Genomic DNA, 16,419 nt, shown 5'->3' on the forward strand with positions numbered 1-16,419 from the left:
TAACTTAAAGTTAATTAGATAAAATACAATGAAGAATAAATTTATTAAATAAAAACTAAAATTAAAAAATAATATAATTATTTTTATGATTTAAATTTAGTTCATAGTTTTTATTTTTTTTGATAATTTACTGATTTTTCTTGATGCAGTATTTAACTTAATTATATTTTTTTTCACACCTTGCATTATCTTAGATTGTGCAATTACTAAAGCTGAGTTAGCTTCTTCTTTATTACCTTGATTAATTTCATGTAAAACCTTTTTCACAAAAGTTTTTATTGCACTAGCTCTTCTTTTATTAACTAAGGTTTTTTTTACTGTTTGTCTTGCAGCTTTCTTTGCTGAAGAATGATTAGCCATTATTTAGTCCCTTTATTACTTTTAATATCTTCTTTGCTATTATCTTGAGGTATATTTCCTTTAGCATTAATATCTCTATCTACAAATTCAATATATGCGATTGGAGCTAAATCACCATAGCGAAATCCGGCTTTTACTATTCTAGTATATCCACCTGGTCTATCTTTGTATCTAACACCTAAAACATCTATAAGCTTCTCGATTGCTTTTTTATCTTTTATTTTTGATAGAATATTTCTTCTTGCTGCTAAGTTATTATCCTTAGCCTTAGTAACTAGAACTTCGATATAAGGTCTTAATTCTTTAGCTTTTGGCAAAGTAGTTTTTATTTGCTCATGAGTAACAAGTGATACTGCCATATTAGCAAGCATTGCTTTTCTATGGCTACTTGTTACATTTAATTTTCTACCTTTAATTTTATGTCGCATCTCTATTGTCCTTAATTATAAGAATCTTCGTAACGTTTAGATAATTCATGTATATTTTCTGGCGGCCAATCTGGTACCTCCATACCAAATCTCAAACCAAATTTTGCAAGTATTTCCTTAATCTCATTTAGGGACTTTCTACCAAAATTTGGAGTTCTTAGCATATCAGCTTCAGTTCTTTTTACCAAATCACCTATATAAATTATATTATCATTTTTTAAACAATTTGCTGATCTAACTGATAATTCCAATTCACCAACTCGTTTAAGTAGATAAGGAGAAAATGGTAATGCATCTGTTTTAACTTGTTTATCTTCTTCTTGTTCTTCAAAAGAAATAAATAATTGAAGCTGTTCTTGCAAAATACGAGCAGCTAAGCCTACCGCCATTTCAGGTAATATATCACCATTAGTTTCAACAAACATAATTAACTTATCATAGTCAGTGACCTGACCTATCCTTGTATTTTCTACTTTATAAGTAACACTTTTTACAGGATTAAATAAAGCATCTATAGCTATTTCACCAATCGGTAAGTTATTATCCTCATTATTGTTTGTACTAAGTGTGTACCCCTTACCAACTTTGCAAGTTAATTCCATTTCAAATTGTTTATTCTTAGCTAAATTGCAAATTACATGATCAGGATTTAATATTTCTACGTCATGTCCGGCTTCAATCATACCAGCCGTTATAGCACCAGGTCCTGTTGCTTTTAATCTTATAACACGTTTTTCTGCAACGTGCATTTTGATTTCTATGCCTTTAACATTCAAAATTATCTCTGATATATCCTCTTTTACACCTGGTATAGAAGAAAATTCATGCTCTATTCCAGGAATTTTTATAGAGGTAACCGCTGCTCCTTGTAGAGAAGAAAGTAAAACTCTTCTCATAGCATTACCTAGAGTCAAACCAAATCCCCTTTCTAAAGGCTCAACTATAATCTTAGATTTATTATTAGTCTCAGGGAAGCTCTCATAAGATACTTTATCTGTTTTTATTAAAGCGTTCCAGTTTTTACTTAACGATAACATTTAATACCTATGCTTCTTATACTCTTCTTCTTTTTGGTGCTTTTACTCCATTATGAGCAATTGATGATACATCTAAAATTGATGTAACTACAAAATTTTGCCCAAATAAAGCTCTCATTGCAGATTCACGCTGAGCACCAGGTCCTCCAATTCTAATAGAAATAGTTTTTAGACCGTATTCTTTTGCTTTTTCAGCTGCTTTATCAATTGTTATCTGAGCTGCATAAGGTGTAGCTTTTTTTGCTCCCTTAAACCCATTAGCTCCGGCTGATGCAGAAGATATTGCATTACCCTGAACATCAGTAAATGTTACAATAGTATTATTAAACGATGCTCTAATATGTACCACACCTAGTGTGATAGTTTTTTTCTTTTTTTTAGCTTTAACCGTCTGATTCATTATGTTTATACTCTACTTTAACTATTATTTTACAGCTTTTTTCTTTCCGGCTATTGCAACAGCTTTACCTTTTCTAGTTCTAGCATTAGAATGAGTATTCTGACCTCTTACAGGTAGCTTACGTATATGTCTAAGCCCTTGATAACTTCTAATATCTTTTTTCTTTTTAATATTAAGCGTTACTTCTCTTCTTAAATCACCTTCAACTTTATATTCATTTTCGATAATATTACGTAAGCTTATTAGTTCTTGATCAGTAAGATCTTTAACTTTCTTATCTTCTAATATTTTTGCTTTTTTACAAATTGTTTTTGCCATAGTAGTCCCAAGACCATAAATATAAGTCAAGCTTACTACTAAACGTTTATTATCGGGAATGTTAACACTCGCAATTCTTGCCACAAATATTCTCCAAAATTTTACTGGTAACTAGAAAATAATATAAAAATCTTTACTAAAGTCAATTTATTTTTAGTACTTTCTCTATATGATCTTCTATTTGCTCTTCATTTTTATTTCCATCAATCATATAAAAATCATCATTGTTTTTATAATGCTGTATTAATGGATAAGTTTCAGTCTTAAATATATTAATTCTTTCTTTTATTACTTCTTCATTATCATCTTTTCTATATTCGAATACGCTTGATTTACAAACATCACATATTTTATCAATCTTAGGCTTTAAAAAATAATCATTATATATTTTTCCGCAATTTTTACAACTATATCTGCCTAAAATTCTTTTAATTAGTAATTCATCTGAAACATTTAAATATATTACTTTTATTTTTTCTGTAACAAATGATTCAAAAAACTTAGCTTGTTCTAAATTACGAGGATATCCATCTAATATATAACCTTTTTTATAATCAGAAGATGATAAAAAATTTTTAATTATATGATTAACTATTTCATCAGGGATAAGCTTTCCTTGCTCAACATAACTATTAATTACTTCAGCATCCTTACTTGATGTTTTAATAATTGATCTAAATATATCGCCAATTGCTATATGTGGTAAATGAATTTTTTCAGCTATTTTTTTTCCTTGAGTTCCTTTTCCAGCACCGGGAGGACCTAAAAAAATTATTATCACTTCTAACTCATTTTTAATTTTACTTTTTTCATTAAACTTTCATATTTACTACTAAATAAGTAAGTTTGAATTTGAGTCAACGTATCAAGTACTACATTTACTACAATTAAAAAACTTGTACCACCTAAAGAAAGAGAAATAACATATTTATTCATTAATAACTCAGGTATTATACATATTATACTTAGATATATACCACCTACAACCGTAAGCCTAGTAAGTATATAATCAAAATATTCAGATGTATTTTTTCCTGGTCTTTTACCAGGAATATAAGCACCGTATTTTCTTAAATTATTAGCAGTTTCTTCAGAATTAAATACTATTGCGGTATAAAAAAAGCTAAAAAACATTATCAATGCTACATACAATAATATATATATAGGCTTCCCGTGACCCAAATAATAAGTAAGCATATTCATTATTTCAGAATTACTACTTGAAAAATTAGCCAGTGTAGCCGGGAATAATAAAATTGAACTAGCGAATATCGGAGGAATTACCCCAGAAGTATTTAACTTAAGTGGCATATATGTTGAATCACCACCATAAATTTTATTTCCTACTTGCCTTTTAGGATACTGAACCAATAATTTTCTTTGTGCTTTCTCAAAGAAAATTATTACAGATATTAATACAACTACTCCTGCACAAACAGCAATTGCAACTAAAGGTGATAATGCACCTTTTCTTGATAGTTCAAACATACTAATAATAGCACTAGGCACACCGGAAATTATACCTATAAATATAATTAAAGATGTACCATTACCTATACCACGTTGTGTAATTTGTTCACCTAACCACATTAGTAGCATCGTACCTACCACTAAAGTAATTACTGTTGTAATTTTAAAGAAAAGCCCTGGTATAATTACTACAGGTCCAGTATTTGTTACAATTGACTCTAAACTTACTGCAACACCATAAGCTTGAAGTGAAGCAAGCAAGACTGTTAAATATCTAGATAATTGATTTATTTTCCTTTTACCCGCTTCTCCTTCTTTTTTCAAATTTTCTAAAGGCTTATATGCTACAGACATTAGCTGGATAATTATTGATGCTGTTATATATGGCATAATCGCTAAAGCAAAAATGGACATTCTGCCTAGTGAACCACCTGACAGCATATTAAACATACCAAGTATCCCTGACTGATTTTTTTCAGCAATACTACCTAAAGCAATAGCATCTATACCTGCAATAGGTATAAACGAACCAAATCTGCATATTATAAGAACAAAAATAGTAAAAATAATACGATTAATTAAATCATTGCTAGATTTTTTAGAGAAATTTTGGTTCATAAATTATAATAATTTTCCGCCTGCTTTTTCAACTATTTCTTTAGCTTTAGAAGAATAAGAATCTAATTTAAACGATAAAGGATAATTGAAATCATCACTGCAAATAGATAACAATTTTACTAACTTTTTATTACTTTTATTAATTAAACCAATTTCTATTAATTTTTCCTTATTAATAACATCATTAGCATTTAAACGCTCTTCTGCTATTGCTGCTTCAATATTATAAATATTAATAATATTATATTTTTTAGATGAGATACAATTAAAGCCCCTCTTAGGCAGCCTCTTAATCATTGGAGTTTGACCACCTTCAAAGCCTTTTATTGCAACACCTGCTCTAGATTTTTGACCTTTAACACCTCTTCCAGCAGTTTTTCCTTTTCCACTACCAATACCACGTGCTACTCTTTTCTTATTTTTTTTAGCACCTATATTATTATATAATTCATTTAATTTCATTGAAAAACTCTAATTACACATTTTCTATTTTTAATAAATGCCCTACTTTTTTGAGCATACCTTGAACTGAATCAGTATTTTTAAGAACAACAGATTTATTAATTTTATTTAAACCAAGCCCAATTAATGTTAATTTTTGATCATATTTACGACCTATACTGCTTTTAACTTGAGTAACTTTTACATCATTAATTAAATTTTTATTATTCATAGCGTATACATCTTACCTTAAAATATTATTCATTAACTTGGATATCAGAAGATTTTATAAAAATTTCATTCATTTTTTTATCTCTTCTTGCAGCAATAGATTTTGGGGACGAAAGTTTTTTTAATGCATCAAACGTTGCAGCTATCATTGTATAAACATTTGTTGAGCCTATCGACTTAGCAACAATATCATGAACACCTAAAGAATCAAAAATTGCTCTCATAGACCCCCCTGCTATAACGCCTGTACCTGCTTTAGCTCTTCTTAAGACCACCTTAGCTGCTCCACTTCTGCCTATAACATCGTGATGAATTGTTCTATTTTGATATAAAGATACTTTCATCATTTTCTTTTTAGCAGCTTGTTTTGCTTTTTCTCTTGCTTCATTTACTTCTTTTGCTTTACCGTGACCTGCTCCAACTCTTCCAGCTTTATCACCGACTACTACATAAGCAGAAAAAGCAAATCTTCTACCACCTTTTACTACTTTTGTAACTCTATTTACATCAACTAAAACTTCACTTAAAGCTTCTTCGTTTTTTCTAACTTTAGACATATTTTAAACCTTAAACTAAAATCTTATTTTTTTTCTAGCAGCATCAGCAAGAGCTTTTACAACACCATGATACTTATATCCACTTCTATCAAATACTACCTCTTCTACACCACAAGATACAGCTTTCTCAGCTATTAATTCACCTATTTTTGTAGCATTTTCAACATTACAATGAGATTTTTTTATTTTTTTAATCTTTTCGTCTAAAGTTGAAGCAGAAGCAATTGTTACTGATTTAGTATCATCAATAATCTGTGCATAAATATGTCTACCTGATTTAAATATTGACAATCTAGCTCTATTAGCTGTTTTAGCTATTTTATGTCTTATTCTACTTCTTCTCTTTTCAAATTTTAGCTTAGCACTACGCATATTTAACTCTTAAATTAATTTTTCTTACCTTCTTTGCGTGGTATAAATTGATCTTCAAATTTAATTCCTTTTCCTTTATAAGGTTCAGGTGGTCTTTGTTTTATAATAATTGAAGCAAATTGCCCTAATTTTTCTTTATCTGTACCCTCAAGAATAATTATATTCTGCTTAGGTACTTCAACTTTAATATGTGAAGGTATTTCAATTTTTGTATTATGACTTTTAGCAAGCATTAGATTTAAATACTTACCTTTCATCATTGCCCTATACCCTACGCCATTAATTTCAAGCTTTAACTTAAAGCCTTCTTTAACTCCGGTAACCATATTTGATATTATGCTTCTAGCTGTACCCCACATAGCACGTGCACTTTTACTTGAAGATAATGGCTTTACTAAAAGCTTATTTTCTGCTAATGAAATTCCTATGCTACCTTTAAAGCTTTTTGATAACTCACCTTTAGGTCCTGATATTTTTACTTCTAAATCATTTAACCCGACTTTTACACCTTCAGGTATAATAATCGGTAACTTTCCAACGCGTGACATTTTTTTACCTTAAAATACTTTACAAATTACTTCACCGCCAACATTTTTAATATGAGCTTCTCTATCAGACATAACACCATAAGGAGTAGATAGAATATATATTCCCATATTATTATAGTATCCTTTTAAGTCCTTAATTGCAGAATACACCCTTTTTCCTGGCTTTGACACTCTATGAATCTCGCATATAGAAGCATCACCATTAGCAGAATATTTTAAGGTTACCTCAGTATAGCTAATGTTATCTTTTGGAGTACTTGTATAATTTTTTATATAACCTTCTTTTTGTAGCACTTCTAAAATTGAAGTTTTAATTTTAGAACTAGGAAAAGAAACATTTATTAGTTTGCTTTTATAAGCATTTCTAATTCTAGTTAACATATCTGCTACATTATCTGTCATTGACATATTTATTCACCTATTATTTTTACCAACTTGACTTAATTATCCCTGGAACTAAACCTCTGCCACTTAATTCTCTGAGTTTATTTCTTGATATGCCAAATTTTCTTATAACCCCTCTTGGTCTACCTGTAAGCTCACATCTATTTCTAATTCTAGTGACTGATGAATTTCTAGATAATTGTGCTAATGACATTACCAAAGAAAAACGCTCTTCTAATGAAATATTCTTATCGTAAATTTTATTTTTTAATTTCTCACGCTTATTATGTAAGCTTTGTGATAATTTTTTTCTTTTTTCATTCTTCTTTATAGAACTTACTTTTGCCATTATATACCTTAAACTTAATTATAAAAAGGTAAATTGAATCCTGATAACAAGGATTTACCTTCTTTATCTGTTTTAGCAGATGTAACGATTGTAATATCCATTCCTCTTATAGTGTCAATTTTATCGTAATTAATCTCAGGAAAAACTATCTGTTCTTTTAGTCCAAAAGTAAAATTACCTTTACCATCAAAACTTTTGTAAGAAAAACCACGAAACTCTTTAACACGAGGTAATGCAACAATTACTAACCTTTCTAAGAAATCATACATTCTATCTTTACGTAAAGTAACTTTGCAACCTATTTTCATACCATCACGTAACTTAAATGTTGCAATAGATTTTCTTGCTGAAGTTACAAAAGGTTTTTGACCAGAGATTAAAGTTAAATCATTTACTGCTTTATCAATCACTTTTGAATCAGCTATTGCTTCCCCTACACCCATATTTATAACAATTTTTTCAATAGCTGGAATTTCATGTTTATTTTTATAAGAAAATTCCTTTTGCAAATTGCTAATAATTTCCTTTTGATATAGTTCTTTAAATCTTAACATTATTTGCCTTCCTTACCAATAATTTCTCCGGATTTTTTTGCTATTCTAACTTTAGAACCATCTTCTAAAAATTTAAAAGCTACCTTAGTAGGATTACCAGTTTTAGGATCAACATGTGCAACATTTGAAATATCTATAGGTAATTCTTTAGTTATTATGCCGCCTTCGCTTACTTGGGTAGGTTTAGTATGTTTTTTAACTAAATTTATTCCTGAAACAACTATTTTATTTTGCTCAGGAAAAACCTTTAATATTTTTCCTTTTTTCCCTTTGTATTTTCCAGTAATAATAATAACTTCATTACCCTTTTTTACTTTTAATTTTATCATTTATAACACTTCCTCTGCGAGCGACATAATTCTAACATATTTTTTTGCTCTAAGTTCTCTTGTCACAGGACCAAAAACCCTAGTACCTATAGGCTCATCTTGTTTGTTTAAAAGCACTAATGCGTTTTTGTCAAACTTTATTGTACTACCGTCAGCTCTTACAACCCCTGTTTTTGTGCGGACAATAACGCCTTTATAAACGTCACCTTTTTTTACTTTACCACCAGGTATAGCTTCCTTAATAGATACAACTATAACATCGCCTAGCTTTGCTACCATATGATGGGAGCCACCTAGAACTTTAATACACATAACTTTTTTGGCACCGGAATTATCTGCCACTTCCAAAATGCTTTGCATTTGAATCATATATCACTTCCAATTTTATTCACGAAAGACAAAATAAACAATTTTCCCAATAAAGTCAAAGGATAAAACCTTTACTCTTCATTTATTACTACCCATATTTTAGTTTTTGAAATAGGACGACTTTCAATTATATTAACTTTATCGCCTTCTTGAAACTTGTTATTTGGATCATGAGCTGCGTATTTTTTAGATACTTTTATAAATTTTTTATAAATAGGATGCTTAAATCTTCTTTCTACTTTTACTGTAACTGTTTTATCAGCTTTTGAACTTATAACTACTCCTTGTAGGACTCTTTTAGGCATTTTAATTACTCTCCACTACTAGATCTTTTTGTTAATTCAGTTTTAATACGTGCTATAGACTTTTTAACTAATGAAAACCTACTAGTATTTTTTAATTCACCCAAAGTTTGCTGAAATCTTAAATTAAATAGTTCTTTTTTTAAAAGATTAAGATGCTTAAAAAGATCTTCAATTGTTTTACTTGTTAATTCACTTCTTAATGATTTTAAATCATTCATAACGCCTCACTATCCTTGTTCTAACAGGTAATTTTGCACTTGCAAGCTCTAAAGCTTTAACTGCAACATCTTCCTCAACCCCTTCAATTTCAAACATAATTCTTCCAGGTGATACCCTTACTGCAAAAAATTCAGGATTTCCTTTACCTTTACCCATTCTTACTTCAGCAGGCTTCTTAGAAACCGGAAGATCAGGAAAGATTCGTATCCATAATCTTCCTTGACGTTTCATACATCTAGTAGCCGCTTTTCTTCCTGCTTCTATTTGTCTAGCAGTAACACGCCAACCATCTATAGATTTTAAACCAAATGATCCAAAGGCAAGTGTTGTACCTGCTTTTGATTTTGAAACAACTCTACCTTTATGAGCTTTTCTAAATTTTTGTTTTTTTGGAGCTAACATTTTAATACTTAAAAATTAATTATATCTTTTATTTTCGGTATACTCGCCTTTGTAAATCCAAACTTTAACTCCTATAACCCCATAAGTAGTTATAGCTTCTGCAGTCGAATAATCAATATCTGCTCTTAAAGTATGCAATGGCATTCTCCCTTCTATATACCATTCTGTTCTAGCAATCTCAGCTCCACCAAGACGTCCTGAGCAACTAACTCTTATGCCTTGTCCACCTTGTTTAAATGAAGCTTGAATTGCTGTCTTCATTGCTTTTCTAAAGGATACTCTTTTTTCAAGCTGCGATGCTATTGTCTGAGCTACTATAGCTGCATCTATATTAAACTTTCTAACTTCATGAATATTTATATAAACTTCACTTAAAGAAGTCATTTTTTCAATGGCTTTTTTTAGCTTATCAATTTCACTACCGTTTTTACCGATAATTATATTCGGTTTTTTTGCATTAATATTGATAATAATACTTTTGTTAGAAGGGCGTTCAATTAAAATTCTGCTAACTTGAGCTTGAGTAAAACTTTTATTAACTAATTCTCTAATCTTTAAATCTTGTATAAAAAGAGTTTTATACTGCTTTTCTGCATAAAATACAGAATCCCAACCTTTAATTAAAGTCGGTCCAACCCTAAAACCATGTGCACAAACTTTCTGCCCCATCTTAATTATCCTCTTTTTCTGTAACAGTTATATAAAGATTACTAAAAAACTTATTTATTCTAGTAGCTCTTCCTTTTGCTCTTGGCATAACTCTTTTCATTACTAAAGCCTTGCCTACTGTTGCGTTAGTTATAACTAATCTATCTATATCTAAACCTAGATTATTTTCAGCATTTGCTACAGCAGATTGCAGACAAGCTTTTACAACTTTTGAAATTCTTTTTGGCGAAAAAGTTAATTGCACTAATGCTTCAGAAACTTTCATGTTTCTAATGAAAGCTGCAACTAAGTTTAATTTCCTTGGACTAACTCTAATTGATTTAGCTTTTGCCGTGGCAAAATTTTTGTTTTCCTGTACCATATGATTTTATTTTCTTTTAACTTTTTTATCTGCTCCATGCCCATGAAATGTTCTAGTAGGAGAGAATTCCCCTAGTTTTCTACCAACCATTTCTTCATTTACAGAAACTGGAATAAATTTATTTCCATTGTGAACAGAAAACGTAAAACCAACAAAAATAGGCAAAATGGTTGATCTTCTAGACCAGGTTTTAATCATTTCTGACTTACCAGATTCCATTAATTTTTGAACTTTTTTTATTAAATAACCATCTACGAAAGGCCCTTTCCACACCGAACGTGCCATAATTAATACCTAATTAATTTAAAAATTTATTTTCTTTTCTTTATAATAAACTTAGAAGTACGCTTATTTTTACGCGTCTTTTTACCTTTCGTCGGGAATCCCCAAGGAGTAACTGGATGACGCCCACCAGAGGTTTTACCCTCACCACCACCATGCGGGTGATCTACAGGGTTCATTGCCACACCTCTTACATGAGGTCTCCAACCAAGCCATCTATTTCTACCAGCTTTACCTAAGTTAATATTTTTTTGATCAGGATTAGATACTGTACCTATCGTAGCCATACAATCTAAAGGTACTAATCTAAATTCACCTGACTTTAATTTAATTTGTGCATATCCTGAATCTTTACCTACTAAATCTACCGACGTACCTGCTGATCTTGCAATTTGACTACCTTTACCAACTTTCATTTCAACATTATGTAAAGTAGTACCGATAGGGATATATCTTAAAGGCAAACAATTACCAATTTTTATATCTGCATCTTTGCTTGATATTATCTTATCTCCTACTACTAATTTTTGTGGAGCTAGAATATAAGCATGCTCACCATCTTCATATTTAATTAAAGCAATAAAAGCAGTTCTGTTAGGATCATATTCTATTCTTTCAACTATAGCAGAAATATCTAATTTATTTCTTTTAAAGTCAATAACACGATATAGTCTTTTATGACCTCCACCTCTTTGCCAAGAAGTGATTCTACCCTGATTATTTCTTCCACCTGTTTTAGATATCCCTTTAGTTAGAGCCTTAAAAGGTCTACCTTTCCATAAACTAGTTCTATCAACTTGAACTAACTCTCTCAAAGAAGGGGTAATTGGATTAAAACTTTTTAAAGCCATTTATTTAATTCCTCCGGCAAAATCAATATTATGATCTTTTTCTAATGTTACCACAGCTTTTTTTCTATCAACTTGACGTCCGATAACTCCCTTAAATCTCTTTTTCTTACCTTTGACATTTAAGATATTTACTTTTTTTACTTTTACTTTAAATATTTCTTCTATGGCTTTTTTAACGACAAGCTTCTCAGCAAGTTTATCTACATAAAAAGTGTATTTATTTTGTTCTGAAAGAAGCGTAGTTTTTTCTGTAATAACAGGTCTTCTAATTAAATCGTAATATTTATAAGAACTCATTTTAACCTCTCTTCTAAAACATTCACTGCTTCTTGTGATAACAATACATATTCGTGTCTTATTATGTCATAGACATTTGCACCTATTTGCGGAACAACTACTGTATTATAAATATTTTGTGCTGCTAAAGAAAAATTAACATCCACTTCATTGCCATCTATTACAAAGAAGCTTTTACCTTGAAACTTATTTAATATATTAACAAGATTAGAGGTTTTAGGCGTTTCTAATTTTAAAGAATCTATGACTAGTAATTTTCCTTCAGAAAATTTTTCGGATAAAGCATGAATTAAACCAAGTTTTCGTACTTTTTTAGGTAATTTAGTTGCATGGCTACGTACTACAGGACCATGAATTACACCACCTCCACGCATCTGTACAGATCTTAAAGAACCTTGTCTTGCATTCCCTGTACCTTTTTGCTTAAAAGGTTTTTTTGTAGTACCGGATACTTCTGATACAGTTTTAGTTTTATGTGTACCAGACATTGCTTTAGCTCGTTGCCAATCAACAACTTGCTTTATTATATCATCCCTAATAAACTCTACAGCAAATATATCTTCGTTTAAACTAATCTCACCAACTTCTTCATTAGCAAGATTTAACATTTTAGTTTTCATTTTTTTTCAACCTATACAGTCTTATATAAAATCTTTTATACAAATAGTTATTTTTATGCAGTTATTGAAATCTTTTTTATTGCATCTTTTATTGAAATATATGAACCTTTATGTCCCGGTATACTTCCCTGAATCATAATAAGCCCTTGCTCTTTATCGATTGCAAATATTTTTAAATTTTGGATAGTAACTTGACTACACCCCATATGTCCAGCCATTTTTTTACCTTTAAAGACTTTTCCTGGATCTTGTCTTTGACCAGTAGAACCGTGTGAACGATGTGATATTGAAACACCGTGAGAAGCTTCAAGCCCTCTAAAATTATGTCTCTTCATACTACCAGCAAATCCTTTACCTATAGTAGTAGCTGTTACATCTATAAATTGTCCTACCGTAAAATGATCTACTTCTAAACTTGCTGCTATATCGATAAAGTTATCTTCAGAGATTCTAAATTCTTTTAATTTAGTTTTAGGAGACACTTTAGCATTAGCAAAAACTTGCTTCATAGGCTTAGTTACTCTAGATATTTTTTTATCTTTTATTCCTATAACTAAAGCATTATAACCATGTTTTTCAGCAATTTTATGTCCTACTACTTGGCAATCATCAACTTTCACTAGTGTTAATGGAACTCTCTTCCCATTATTATTAAAAACACTAGTCATCCCAACTTTTTGAGCAATTATTCCGGTTCTCATTACTCCCCACTCTCTAATTCAATCACTACATCAACACCTGCTGTTAAATCAACTTTACTTAAAGCGTCAACAACTGCTGGATTTGGATCATCTATAACCAATAATCTTTTTTGTGTTCTAATTTCGTATTGCTCCCTTGATTTTATATGGACGTGGGGAGATCTATTTACGGTAAATCTTTGAATTTTTCTAGGTAAAGGAATAGGACCACTAATATTAGCAAATGTTCTTTTAACAGCACTAACTATCTCTTTAGTAGCCTGATCAAGACTACGATGATCAAATGACTTTAAACGAATTTTGATTTTATTTTTCATTTAACAAACCTTAATTATAAACAGCAAGATGTTTTTACATCTTAAAACATAAATAGACTAATTAATTACTTTAGAAACTACACCAGCACCTACTGTTCTACCACCTTCACGAATCGAGAATTTTAAACCTTGCTGCATAGCAATAGGAGAAATTAACTTAACTTTGAAAGTAGCATTATCACCAGGCATAACCATTTGTTTATCAGCCGGTAATTCTATTGTACCTGTAACGTCTGTTGTTCTAAAATAGAATTGTGGACGATAGTTATTGGTAAATGGAGTATGACGTCCACCTTCATCTTTACTAAGCACGTATACTTCAGCTTCAAATTCATCGTGAGGTGTTATACTACCAGGTTTTGCAAGAACTTGTCCTCTTTGTACAGCTTCTCTATCTATACCACGTAATAATATACCAACATTATCCCCAGCCTTGCCACTATCAAGAAGCTTTCTAAACATTTCAACACCGGTACATGTAGAAGTTTGAGTTGCTTTTATTCCAACTATTTCAACAGCTTCACCCACTTTAACTTTACCAGCTTCAATTCTACCTGTTACAACTGTTCCTCTTCCTGAAATAGAGAACACATCCTCGATAGGCATTAAGAAAGGCTTTTCAGTTTCTCTAGTAGGTTGTGGTATATAACTATCTACTGCATCCATTAATTCATGAATAGCTTTCTCACCTTCAGGCTTTCCTTCTAAAGCTTGAAGAGCAGAACCTCTAATTATTGGTATCTCATCACCAGGGAAATCATATTTTGATAATAATTCTCTTACTTCCATTTCTACTAATTCTAGTAGATCAGGATCATCAACCATATCAACTTTGTTTAAGAACACTACCATTTTAGGTACGCCAACTTGCTTTGCTAATAATATATGTTCTCTAGTTTGTGGCATTGGACCATCAGCAGCAGAAACAACTAGTATAGCACCGTCCATTTGAGCAGCACCTGTGATCATGTTCTTTACATAGTCAGCATGTCCTGGGCAGTCTACGTGTGCATAGTGCCTACTCTTAGTCTCATATTCTACGTGAGCAGTTGATATTGTTATACCTCTTTCCTTTTCCTCAGGAGCGGCATCAATTTCATCATATTTTTTAACTTTGATATCTTTATTATCTTTTCCAAGCACCATTGTTATTGCTGCTGTCAAAGAAGTTTTCCCATGATCCACGTGACCGATAGTACCGATATTAACATGCGGTTTGGTTCTTTCAAACTTTGCTTTTGCCATATTTTTACTCTCTTACAATTTTTTAAGTTTAATACAAGTTAATTTAAAGTGCGTTTTTTGCTAAATTTATTTGTCACCACTATATTTAATGGAGCGGGTGATGGGAATCGAACCCACACAGCCAGCTTGGAAGGCTGGAACTCTACCATTGAGCTACACCCGCAACTAACACCAATTTTATTCAGACTTACAATTATACACGATTATATTTTATTTTTAAATATAATTTATAATATAAAATGATAAGTTTAAAAAATGATATGCTTCCCTGAACCATTCAAGTGGTGGAGGGAGAAGGATTCGAACCTTCGAACGCTTACGCGGGCAGATTTACAGTCTGCTGCCATTGACCACTCGACCACCCCTCCTAAAGAACTTTACTGTATTAAATAGACTAATTCACTTTAAAAGACAATATAAATTAGTATTAGGACTTAATAAAACTTCTCGCCGAATCATCAAATAAACAAATAGCAGCTTGCACATTTATTTAGTTGTAACTTTCTATAATAAATAGTAGTTTCTGTCAAGAACAAATTACCAAAGGTTTTCAATAACATGCAAAATAAAAAGCTGGATTCTAAAAATTACTACTATATTTATGGCAAACATCCTGTATTTTCAGCTCTTAACAATCCAAAACGTCAAATTGAGGATATTTTATGCACTCAAATGATCTTTGATACAAATAAAAAATTAATAAGCTCCAAGCCTTATAAAATTGTTAATAATGATGTTTTATCTAAATTGTTAGAAAACCAAACCCATCAAGGAATAGCTGCTAAAGTTAAGCCAATTTTTTCCTATAATATAGAAGATATCAACATAAAAAATCCAAAATGTAAGATTGCAATTCTTGATCAAATAACTGATCCACAAAATATTGGGGCAATTATTCGAAGTGCAGCAGCTTTTAATATAGATGCTATAATCTTACCACTAGATAATTCACCTAATGAAAATGGCACTATAGCTAAAGCAGCTTGTGGAACTTTAGAATTAATAAAAATTATTAAAGTAACCAATCTAAACTCTTGTATAAATTACCTAAAAAAACATGGTTTTTGGGTTATAGGGCTAACTGGGGAAGCCAATGATTATTTTACCGATAAATTAATTTCAGATAAAATAGCTTTAATATTCGGCTCGGAAGATAAAGGCATGCGAAGATTGGTTCAAGAAAATTGTGATCATTTAGCCAAAATTCCTATTTCTGATAAAGTAGAAAGCCTTAATGTATCAAATGCCGCTTCTATAATTTTTCACTCACTATGGGATCATTAACAAAGTTGAAATATTTTTAACAAATCAAATATTGTTTTTTATTTACTTCCTTATAAATATTTAGTCTACTTAAATATATGTTTATTAAAATGATAACGTAA

At 30.6% G+C, this 16,419-nt stretch carries 30 protein-coding genes and 2 tRNA genes; 1 reads left to right on the forward strand and 31 read right to left on the reverse strand.

Going from position 1 to position 16,419, the window contains the following annotated elements:
* Positions 1 to 96: 96 nt before the first annotated feature.
* The 31 genes from rpsT to AAHF54_RS05595 all read right to left on the reverse strand — a co-directional run bounded on the left by rpsT (position 97) and on the right by AAHF54_RS05595 (position 15,402).
* Positions 97 to 360, reverse strand: a complete 264-nt coding sequence (gene rpsT / locus AAHF54_RS05445; RefSeq protein WP_011477695.1) for a 30S ribosomal protein S20 — start codon at positions 358 to 360, stop codon at positions 97 to 99.
* Positions 360 to 788, reverse strand: coding sequence for a 50S ribosomal protein L17 (gene rplQ, locus AAHF54_RS05450; RefSeq protein WP_011477696.1), 429 nt, complete (start codon positions 786 to 788; stop codon positions 360 to 362). The genes rpsT and rplQ overlap by 1 nt, the downstream gene beginning before the upstream one ends.
* Before the next feature lie 11 nt (positions 789 to 799).
* Positions 800 to 1,825, reverse strand: a complete 1,026-nt coding sequence (locus AAHF54_RS05455; RefSeq protein ID WP_342169912.1) for a DNA-directed RNA polymerase subunit alpha — start codon at positions 1,823 to 1,825, stop codon at positions 800 to 802.
* A gap of 16 nt (positions 1,826 to 1,841) precedes the next feature.
* Positions 1,842 to 2,225, reverse strand: coding sequence for a 30S ribosomal protein S11 (gene rpsK / locus AAHF54_RS05460; protein WP_011477698.1), 384 nt, complete (start codon positions 2,223 to 2,225; stop codon positions 1,842 to 1,844).
* 24 nt (positions 2,226 to 2,249) lie between these two features.
* Positions 2,250 to 2,627 carry a 30S ribosomal protein S13 gene (gene rpsM / locus AAHF54_RS05465; protein ID WP_011477699.1) on the reverse strand — a complete coding sequence of 126 codons (378 nt, stop codon included), beginning with the start codon at positions 2,625 to 2,627 and terminating at the stop codon, positions 2,250 to 2,252.
* A 58-nt stretch (positions 2,628 to 2,685) separates the two neighbouring features.
* Positions 2,686 to 3,324, reverse strand: a complete 639-nt coding sequence (locus AAHF54_RS05470; protein WP_342169913.1) for an adenylate kinase — start codon at positions 3,322 to 3,324, stop codon at positions 2,686 to 2,688.
* Positions 3,325 to 3,326: 2 nt separating this feature from the next.
* Positions 3,327 to 4,631: a preprotein translocase subunit SecY gene (secY, locus tag AAHF54_RS05475; protein ID WP_341794452.1), complete on the reverse strand. Its 1,305-nt coding sequence runs from the start codon at positions 4,629 to 4,631 to the stop codon at positions 3,327 to 3,329.
* A gap of 3 nt (positions 4,632 to 4,634) precedes the next feature.
* Entirely contained in the window at positions 4,635 to 5,093 is a 459-nt protein-coding gene (gene rplO, locus AAHF54_RS05480) for a 50S ribosomal protein L15 (protein ID WP_341788284.1), read from the reverse strand.
* Positions 5,094 to 5,106: 13 nt separating this feature from the next.
* Entirely contained in the window at positions 5,107 to 5,304 is a 198-nt protein-coding gene (gene rpmD / locus AAHF54_RS05485) for a 50S ribosomal protein L30 (protein ID WP_341788285.1), read from the reverse strand.
* Positions 5,305 to 5,329: 25 nt separating this feature from the next.
* Positions 5,330 to 5,860, reverse strand: a complete 531-nt coding sequence (gene rpsE, locus AAHF54_RS05490; RefSeq protein WP_011477704.1) for a 30S ribosomal protein S5 — start codon at positions 5,858 to 5,860, stop codon at positions 5,330 to 5,332.
* Between the two features lie 15 nt (positions 5,861 to 5,875).
* The gene (rplR, locus tag AAHF54_RS05495) at positions 5,876 to 6,232 is read right to left on the reverse strand and encodes a 50S ribosomal protein L18 (protein ID WP_341788286.1); all 357 of its coding nucleotides are present in this window, start codon (positions 6,230 to 6,232) and stop codon (positions 5,876 to 5,878) included.
* A 14-nt stretch (positions 6,233 to 6,246) separates the two neighbouring features.
* Positions 6,247 to 6,780, reverse strand: a complete 534-nt coding sequence (gene rplF, locus AAHF54_RS05500; protein WP_341794453.1) for a 50S ribosomal protein L6 — start codon at positions 6,778 to 6,780, stop codon at positions 6,247 to 6,249.
* A 9-nt stretch (positions 6,781 to 6,789) separates the two neighbouring features.
* The gene (gene rpsH / locus AAHF54_RS05505; protein ID WP_011477707.1) at positions 6,790 to 7,188 is read right to left on the reverse strand and encodes a 30S ribosomal protein S8; all 399 of its coding nucleotides are present in this window, start codon (positions 7,186 to 7,188) and stop codon (positions 6,790 to 6,792) included.
* A gap of 19 nt (positions 7,189 to 7,207) precedes the next feature.
* A complete protein-coding gene (gene rpsN / locus AAHF54_RS05510) occupies positions 7,208 to 7,513 on the reverse strand; it encodes a 30S ribosomal protein S14 (RefSeq protein ID WP_341794455.1) in 306 nt (101 codons plus the stop codon).
* Positions 7,514 to 7,527: 14 nt separating this feature from the next.
* A complete protein-coding gene (rplE, locus tag AAHF54_RS05515; protein WP_016948267.1) occupies positions 7,528 to 8,067 on the reverse strand; it encodes a 50S ribosomal protein L5 in 540 nt (179 codons plus the stop codon).
* The gene (gene rplX / locus AAHF54_RS05520; protein ID WP_341788289.1) at positions 8,067 to 8,396 is read right to left on the reverse strand and encodes a 50S ribosomal protein L24; all 330 of its coding nucleotides are present in this window, start codon (positions 8,394 to 8,396) and stop codon (positions 8,067 to 8,069) included. Before rplX ends, rplE begins: the two co-directional genes overlap by 1 nt.
* Positions 8,397 to 8,765 carry a 50S ribosomal protein L14 gene (gene rplN / locus AAHF54_RS05525; protein WP_011477711.1) on the reverse strand — a complete coding sequence of 123 codons (369 nt, stop codon included), beginning with the start codon at positions 8,763 to 8,765 and terminating at the stop codon, positions 8,397 to 8,399.
* Between the two features lie 71 nt (positions 8,766 to 8,836).
* Positions 8,837 to 9,070: a 30S ribosomal protein S17 gene (rpsQ, locus tag AAHF54_RS05530; RefSeq protein ID WP_341788290.1), complete on the reverse strand. Its 234-nt coding sequence runs from the start codon at positions 9,068 to 9,070 to the stop codon at positions 8,837 to 8,839.
* A gap of 5 nt (positions 9,071 to 9,075) precedes the next feature.
* On the reverse strand, positions 9,076 to 9,288 hold the full coding sequence (gene rpmC / locus AAHF54_RS05535) for a 50S ribosomal protein L29 (RefSeq protein WP_341788291.1): 213 nt from the start codon (positions 9,286 to 9,288) through the stop codon (positions 9,076 to 9,078).
* Positions 9,281 to 9,691 carry a 50S ribosomal protein L16 gene (gene rplP / locus AAHF54_RS05540; RefSeq protein WP_341788292.1) on the reverse strand — a complete coding sequence of 137 codons (411 nt, stop codon included), beginning with the start codon at positions 9,689 to 9,691 and terminating at the stop codon, positions 9,281 to 9,283. Before rplP ends, rpmC begins: the two co-directional genes overlap by 8 nt.
* 15 nt (positions 9,692 to 9,706) lie before the next feature.
* Positions 9,707 to 10,360 carry a 30S ribosomal protein S3 gene (gene rpsC / locus AAHF54_RS05545; protein ID WP_011477715.1) on the reverse strand — a complete coding sequence of 218 codons (654 nt, stop codon included), beginning with the start codon at positions 10,358 to 10,360 and terminating at the stop codon, positions 9,707 to 9,709.
* Position 10,361: 1 nt separating this feature from the next.
* A complete protein-coding gene (rplV, locus tag AAHF54_RS05550) occupies positions 10,362 to 10,721 on the reverse strand; it encodes a 50S ribosomal protein L22 (protein ID WP_011477716.1) in 360 nt (119 codons plus the stop codon).
* Between the two features lie 6 nt (positions 10,722 to 10,727).
* Entirely contained in the window at positions 10,728 to 11,006 is a 279-nt protein-coding gene (gene rpsS, locus AAHF54_RS05555) for a 30S ribosomal protein S19 (RefSeq protein WP_011477717.1), read from the reverse strand.
* A 26-nt stretch (positions 11,007 to 11,032) separates the two neighbouring features.
* Positions 11,033 to 11,854, reverse strand: coding sequence for a 50S ribosomal protein L2 (rplB, locus tag AAHF54_RS05560; protein ID WP_341788294.1), 822 nt, complete (start codon positions 11,852 to 11,854; stop codon positions 11,033 to 11,035).
* Entirely contained in the window at positions 11,855 to 12,151 is a 297-nt protein-coding gene (gene rplW, locus AAHF54_RS05565) for a 50S ribosomal protein L23 (protein ID WP_341788295.1), read from the reverse strand.
* Entirely contained in the window at positions 12,148 to 12,771 is a 624-nt protein-coding gene (gene rplD / locus AAHF54_RS05570) for a 50S ribosomal protein L4 (RefSeq protein ID WP_341788296.1), read from the reverse strand. The genes rplW and rplD overlap by 4 nt, the downstream gene beginning before the upstream one ends.
* Before the next feature lie 53 nt (positions 12,772 to 12,824).
* Entirely contained in the window at positions 12,825 to 13,472 is a 648-nt protein-coding gene (gene rplC / locus AAHF54_RS05575; RefSeq protein WP_342169914.1) for a 50S ribosomal protein L3, read from the reverse strand.
* Positions 13,472 to 13,789 (reverse strand): 30S ribosomal protein S10, encoded by a 318-nt coding sequence (gene rpsJ / locus AAHF54_RS05580; RefSeq protein WP_341788297.1) that lies wholly within the window; start codon positions 13,787 to 13,789, stop codon positions 13,472 to 13,474. The genes rplC and rpsJ overlap by 1 nt, the downstream gene beginning before the upstream one ends.
* 57 nt (positions 13,790 to 13,846) lie before the next feature.
* The gene (gene tuf, locus AAHF54_RS05585) at positions 13,847 to 15,034 is read right to left on the reverse strand and encodes an elongation factor Tu (protein WP_342169915.1); all 1,188 of its coding nucleotides are present in this window, start codon (positions 15,032 to 15,034) and stop codon (positions 13,847 to 13,849) included.
* An 89-nt stretch (positions 15,035 to 15,123) separates the two neighbouring features.
* Positions 15,124 to 15,197: transfer RNA gene (locus tag AAHF54_RS05590), tRNA-Gly, on the reverse strand.
* A 119-nt stretch (positions 15,198 to 15,316) separates the two neighbouring features.
* Positions 15,317 to 15,402, reverse strand: a tRNA-Tyr gene (locus AAHF54_RS05595).
* A gap of 190 nt (positions 15,403 to 15,592) precedes the next feature.
* Here AAHF54_RS05595 and rlmB point away from each other — a divergent pair.
* A complete protein-coding gene (rlmB, locus tag AAHF54_RS05600) occupies positions 15,593 to 16,318 on the forward strand; it encodes a 23S rRNA (guanosine(2251)-2'-O)-methyltransferase RlmB (RefSeq protein ID WP_341788299.1) in 726 nt (241 codons plus the stop codon).
* The last annotated feature ends 101 nt before the right edge of the window (positions 16,319 to 16,419 follow it).

Origin of the sequence: Rickettsia endosymbiont of Seladonia tumulorum, assembly GCF_964030815.1 — a bacterium.
In the GTDB taxonomy this organism is placed as follows: domain Bacteria; phylum Pseudomonadota; class Alphaproteobacteria; order Rickettsiales; family Rickettsiaceae; genus Rickettsia.